This is a genomic window from Thiobacillus sp. (assembly GCF_018780105.1).
Classification (GTDB): domain Bacteria; phylum Pseudomonadota; class Gammaproteobacteria; order Burkholderiales; family Thiobacillaceae; genus Thiobacillus.
Window position 1 is genome coordinate 1 of record NZ_JADMKC010000046.1, and the last position, 6,044, is coordinate 6,044.

Sequence of the window (6,044 nt, forward strand, 5' to 3'; positions counted from 1 at the left end):
TGCTGTCGCCCGCCAACGGCGAGCCGATCATCGTGCCGTCGCAGGACATCGTGCTGGGTCTGTACTACATGACCCGCGAAAAGGTCAACGCCAAGGGCGAAGGCATGATGTTTTCCGACGTCGTCGAAGCACGCCGCGCCTACGACAACCGCGAAGTCGAGTTGCATGCCCGCGTAACCGTCCGCATCAAGGAGGTGACGCTGGACGAGAACAAGAACCGCGTTGAAACCGTCAAGCGCGTGGAGACCACGGTAGGCCGTGCGCTGCTGTCGGAAATCCTGCCGCCCGATTTGCCGTTCAGCTACGTCGATCGCGCCCTGAAGAAGAAGGAAATTTCGCGTCTGATCAACGCCAGCTTCCGTCGTTGCGGCTTGCGTGAAACCGTGGAGCTGGCGGACAAGCTGATGTATACCGGCTTCACCTACGCTACCCGTTCGGGCATGTCGATCGCAATTAAGGACATGCTGATTCCGGATGAAAAGAACCAGATTCTGGGTTCGTCCGAAGCGGAAGTGAAAGAGATCGAATCGCAGTACACCTCGGGTCTGGTGACCCAGGGCGAGCGCTACAACAAGGTGGTGGACATCTGGGGTCGCGCAGGCGACGCCGTGGCCAAGGCCATGATGACGCAGCTGGGGGTGGAAAAAGTCACCAACCGCGAGGGCAAGGAAGTCAATCAGGAATCGTTCAACTCGATTTACATGATGGCGGACTCCGGTGCGCGCGGTTCGGCGGCCCAGATTCGCCAGCTGGCGGGTATGCGCGGCCTGATGGCGAAGCCGGACGGCTCCATTATCGAAACGCCGATTACCGCGAACTTCCGTGAAGGCCTGAACATGCTTCAGTACTTCATTTCGACCCACGGCGCCCGTAAGGGTTTGGCCGACACCGCGCTGAAGACCGCGAACTCCGGTTACCTGACGCGTCGTCTGGTCGACGTGACGCAGGATCTGGTGGTGGTGGAGGACGATTGCGGCACCAAGGAGGGCCTGGTGGTGAAGGCGCTGGTCGAAGGCGGTGAAGTCGTCGAGGCGCTGCGCGAGCGGATCCTGGGCCGCGTGGCGGCCAGCGACATCATCAACCCGGAAACCCAGGCGACCGTGTACGAAGCGGGCACGCTGCTGGTGGAAGACGTGGTGGACGCGATCGAGGCGCTGGGCATCGATGAAGTCAAAGTGCGTACCCCGCTTACCTGCGAAACCCGCTTTGGCCTGTGCGCCAAGTGCTATGGTCGCGACCTTGGTCGCGGCTACCTGGTCAATGCCGGCGAATCGGTCGGCGTCATTGCCGCCCAGTCGATCGGTGAACCGGGCACCCAGCTCACCATGCGGACCTTCCACATTGGTGGTGCGGCGTCGCGTGCCGCGGCAACCAGTCAGCTCGAAGCCAAATCCAACGGCACCATCCATTACACCGCCTCGATGCGTTATGTGACGAATGCCCGCAAGGATCTGATCGCCATTTCGCGCAACGGTGAAATCATCATCGCCGACGACAGCGGTCGTGAGCGTGAGCGTCAAAAAGTGCCGTATGGCGCGACGTTGATGGTCAACGATGGCGCCAAGATCAAGGCGGGCGCGATTCTCGCTGCATGGGATCCGCACACCCGCCCGATCATTACCGAATACGCGGGACGCGTACGCTTCGAGAACATCGAAGAGGGCGTGACCGTCGCCAAGCAGCTGGACGACATCACGGGTCTGTCGACTCTGGTGGTGATCGATCCCAAGCGCAAGGCGAGCAGCGCGGGCAAGGGTTTGCGTCCGCAGGTCAAACTGCTGGACGACGCCGGCAACGAGATCAAGATCGCCGGCATGGATACGCTGGTGAACATCACCTTCCAGATCGGCTCCATCATCACGGTGAAGGACGGTCAGGATGTGCTGGTCGGCGATGTGCTGGCGCGTATTCCGCAGGAATCCTCGAAAACGCGCGACATTACCGGTGGTCTGCCGCGTGTGGCCGAGCTGTTCGAAGCACGGATTCCGAAGGATGCGGGCATCCTGGCTGAGGTTACCGGTACGGTTTCCTTCGGCAAGGACACCAAGGGCAAGCAGCGTCTGGTCATTACCGAAGTGGATGGTGTCGCGCACGAGTACCTGATCACCAAGGAAAAACACGTGACTGCGCACGACGGCCAGGTCGTCCAGAAGGGCGAAATGATCGTCGAAGGGGCATTCGATCCGCACGACATCCTGCGCCTCAAGGGCGTCGAAACGCTGGCGCGCTACATCACCGACGAAGTGCAGGACGTGTACCGTCTGCAGGGCGTGAAGATCAACGACAAGCACATCGAAGTCATCGTGCGTCAGATGTTGCGTCGCGTCGTCGTGGTCGATCCGGGCAGCACCGGCCTCATCCCCGGCGAGCAGGTCGAGCGCTCCGAAGTGTTGCAGATCAACGATGAAATGCTGGCGGCCGGCAAAGAGCCTGCGGTGTATGAGCCTGTGTTGCTGGGTATCACCAAGGCTTCGCTGTCGACCGACTCCTTCATTTCTGCGGCATCCTTCCAGGAAACCACGCGTGTTCTCACCGAAGCGGCGATCATGGGCAAACGCGACGAGTTGCGCGGCCTGAAGGAAAACGTGATTGTGGGCCGCTTGATTCCGGCGGGTACTGGCCTTGCCTATCATACGACCCGACGCCGCCAGGCGGCCGGCGAGGACTTGGGGGCATCCCATCTGATCATCGGTGGCGAAGAGAGCCCGGCAGAGAATCAGGAAGTGGCTTGACAGGCGCCGGGGACTCCCCTAGAATCACGCGTCTTTTTCCGGCCATATGCCAAGGGCGGAAAGTGCAGTAATTTATAAGTCAGGGACGGCACTGCTTCAAAAGCAGTCGGTGCCGTCCCGCTTGTTTTAGTAATTGAATGCTCACCTTAATTTTTCGGAATTTTTGACATGCCAACCATTAACCAGCTGATCCGCAAGCCGCGTCAAGCGCCGGTGGAAAAAAGCAAGGTCCCGGCCCTGAAAGCTTGCCCGCAACGTCGTGGCGTGTGCACTCGCGTGTACACCACAACGCCCAAGAAGCCGAACTCCGCCTTGCGTAAAGTATGTAAGGTCAAGCTCACCAGCGGCTTCGAGGTCATCAGCTATATCGGTGGTGAAGGCCATAACCTGCAGGAGCACTCGGTGGTGCTGGTGCGCGGCGGCCGGGTCAAGGACTTGCCGGGTGTGCGTTACCACACGGTGCGCGGCAGCCTGGATACGGCTGGCGTGAAAGATCGCAAGCAGTCGCGTTCGAAGTACGGCGCCAAGCGCCCGAAAAAAGCCTGATTTGTGTCGGCTCGAAACAAGCCTAATTAGATAGAGAGACTGGAATATGCCCCGTCGTCGCGAAGTACCCAAACGTGAAATCCTGCCTGATCCGAAGTTCGGCAATCAGGAAGTTTCGAAATTCATGAACGTCGTCATGTCCAGCGGCAAGAAGTCTGTCGCTGAGCGGATTGTCTATGGCGCCTTTGAGCAGATCACCAAGAAATCCGGCAAGGATCCGCTGGAGGTGTTTGGTGAGGCGTTGAACAAGTCGCGCCCCCTGGTTGAGGTCAAAAGCCGCCGTGTGGGTGGTGCGAACTATCAGGTCCCGGTTGAGGTGCGCTCGAGCCGCCGTACTGCGCTGGCAATGCGCTGGCTCAAGGATGCTGCGCGCAAGCGTGGTGAGAAGTCGATGGACCAGCGCCTCGCTGGCGAGCTGCTCGATGCGGCCGAGGGTCGTGGCGGTGCGGTGAAGAAGCGTGAAGAAGTTCACCGCATGGCCGAGGCAAACAAGGCCTTCTCGCATTTCCGTTTCTAAGATTTAACGCGTTTAAATCAACGCAATTATTGGCAGGTATATACCGTGGCTCGCGCGACTCCTATCGAACGCTATCGCAATATTGGCATTTCAGCCCACATTGACGCAGGCAAAACCACCACCACCGAACGCGTCCTGTTTTACACCGGCGTGTCGCACAAGATTGGCGAAGTTCATGATGGCGCAGCCACGATGGACTGGATGGAGCAGGAGCAAGAGCGCGGCATCACCATTACTTCGGCTGCAACCACTTGTTTCTGGAAGGGGATGGACGGCAAGTTCCCCGAGCATCGCATCAACATCATCGACACCCCGGGTCACGTCGACTTCACCATCGAGGTGGAGCGCTCAATGCGTGTGCTGGACGGCGCGTGCATGGTGTATTGCGCGGTGGGTGGTGTGCAGCCGCAGTCGGAAACCGTGTGGCGCCAGGCCAATAAATATGGCGTGCCGCGCTTGGCTTTCGTCAACAAGATGGACCGTTCCGGCGCTGACTTCTTCAAGGTCTATGACCAGATGCGTCTGCGCCTGAAGGCCAACCCGATTCCGATTCAGGTGCCGATTGGCGCTGAAGAGGGTTTCGAGGGCGTGGTCGACCTGGTCAAAATGAAGGCCATCTACTGGGACGATGCTAGTCAGGGCATGAAGTTCGACCTGCGGGAGATCCCGGACAATCTGCTTGAAACCTGCAAGAAATGGCGCGAGGCCATGGTTGAAGCGGCGGCGGAGTCGTCCGAAGAGATGATGAACAAATATCTCGAAGAGGGCGATCTCTCCGAGGCTGAAATCATTGCGGGTCTGCGTGCGCGCACCATTGCCAGCGAAATCGTGCCGATGATGTGCGGCTCCGCCTTCAAGAACAAGGGCGTGCAGGCAATGCTCGACAAAGTGGTCGAATTGATGCCTGCGCCGACAGACATTCCGCCGGTCAAGGGTGAGCTGGAAAATGGCGAGCAGGGTGAGCGCAGCGCGTCGGACGACGAGAAATTCTCGGCGCTGGCGTTCAAGGTTGCGACCGACCCCTATGTTGGCCAGCTGATTTTCTTCCGTGTGTATTCCGGTGTGGTCAAGTCGGGCGACACCATTTACAACTCGGTCAAGGGCAAAAAAGAGCGCCTCGGTCGCATCCTGCAAATGCACGCCAACCAGCGCGAAGAGATCAAGGAAGTCCGCGCGGGGGATATTGCAGCGGCTGTGGGCCTGAAAGATTGCACCACGGGCGATACGCTGTGTGATCTCGATTCGACCATCATCCTTGAGCGCATGATTTTCCCGGAGCCGGTGATCCACGTCGCCGTCGAGCCGAAGACCAAGGCCGACCAGGAGAAAATGGGTATCGCGCTGGGTCGTCTGGCGCAGGAAGACCCGTCTTTCCGTGTGCGGACCGATGAGGAATCCGGTCAGACCATCATGTCAGGCATGGGCGAGTTGCATCTCGAGATTCTGGTGGACCGCATGCGCCGTGAATTTGGCGTGGAAGCCAACGTCGGTGCGCCGCAAGTGGCCTATCGCGAAGCGATCAAAAAGGAAGTCGAGCAGGAAGGCAAGCACGCCAAGCAGTCGGGCGGTAAGGGTCAGTACGGCCACGTGTGGATCAAGATGGGGCCGAACGAAACCGGCAAGGGCTTCGAGTTTATCGATGCCATCAAGGGGGGTACCGTTCCGCGCGAATTTATTCCTGCGGTCGAAAAGGGCTTGAAAGAGGCGCTCACCAATGGTGTGCTGGCAGGCTTCCCGGTGGTCGATGTGAAGGTCACCCTGTTTGACGGTTCTTACCATGATGTCGACTCATCCGAGCTGGCGTTCAAGCTGGCAGCCATTCTGGCATTCAAGGATGGCATGCGCAAAGCCAGCCCGGTGCTGCTTGAGCCCATGATGGCGGTCGAGGTCGAAACGCCTGAAGATTACATGGGCGATGTGATGGGTGACCTGAATCGCCGCCGCGGCATCATCCAGGGTATGGACGACGCCAATGGTGTCAAGTTGGTCAAGGCGGAAGTTCCGCTGGCTGAAATGTTCGGGTATTCAACCGATCTGCGCTCGATGTCGCAAGGTCGTGCCACTTACTCGATGGAGTTCAAGCACTACACCGAGGCGCCGAAGAACGTCGCTGAAGCGATTATTTCCAAGAAGTGAGCACCCGGCACAAGCCCGCGCGTTCTTCAACAACAGATTATTGATTGATAAGGTACTGAGACATGGCTAAGGAAAAATTCGAGCGGACCAAGCCGCACGTAAACGTAGGCACC

At 58.9% G+C, this 6,044-nt stretch carries 3 protein-coding genes and 1 pseudogene; all 4 read left to right on the plus strand.

Translation table 11 applies throughout. The annotated features are described in order from the left end of the window. Positions 1 to 2,732, plus strand: a pseudogene (locus IV098_RS14970) (DNA-directed RNA polymerase subunit beta'); the annotation flags it as partial. Between the two features lie 168 nt (positions 2,733 to 2,900). Continuing rightward, positions 2,901 to 3,278 carry a 30S ribosomal protein S12 gene (rpsL, locus tag IV098_RS14975; protein ID WP_011310913.1) on the plus strand — a complete coding sequence of 126 codons (378 nt, stop codon included), beginning with the start codon at positions 2,901 to 2,903 and terminating at the stop codon, positions 3,276 to 3,278. A 46-nt stretch (positions 3,279 to 3,324) separates the two neighbouring features. Further along, a complete protein-coding gene (gene rpsG, locus IV098_RS14980) occupies positions 3,325 to 3,795 on the plus strand; it encodes a 30S ribosomal protein S7 (RefSeq protein WP_296890503.1) in 471 nt (156 codons plus the stop codon). Positions 3,796 to 3,840: 45 nt separating this feature from the next. Further along, positions 3,841 to 5,931 (plus strand): elongation factor G, encoded by a 2,091-nt coding sequence (fusA, locus tag IV098_RS14985; RefSeq protein WP_296890505.1) that lies wholly within the window; start codon positions 3,841 to 3,843, stop codon positions 5,929 to 5,931. Positions 5,932 to 6,044 lie beyond the last annotated feature (113 nt).

What these genes read in the sequence shown, in the direction of transcription:
- rpsL (WP_011310913.1), top strand. Translation starts at nt 2,901, where the DNA reads ATGCCAACCATTAACCAGCTGATCCGCAAGCCGCGTCAAGCGCCGGTG.
- rpsG (WP_296890503.1), top strand. Translation starts at nt 3,325, where the DNA reads ATGCCCCGTCGTCGCGAAGTACCCAAACGTGAAATCCTGCCTGATCCG.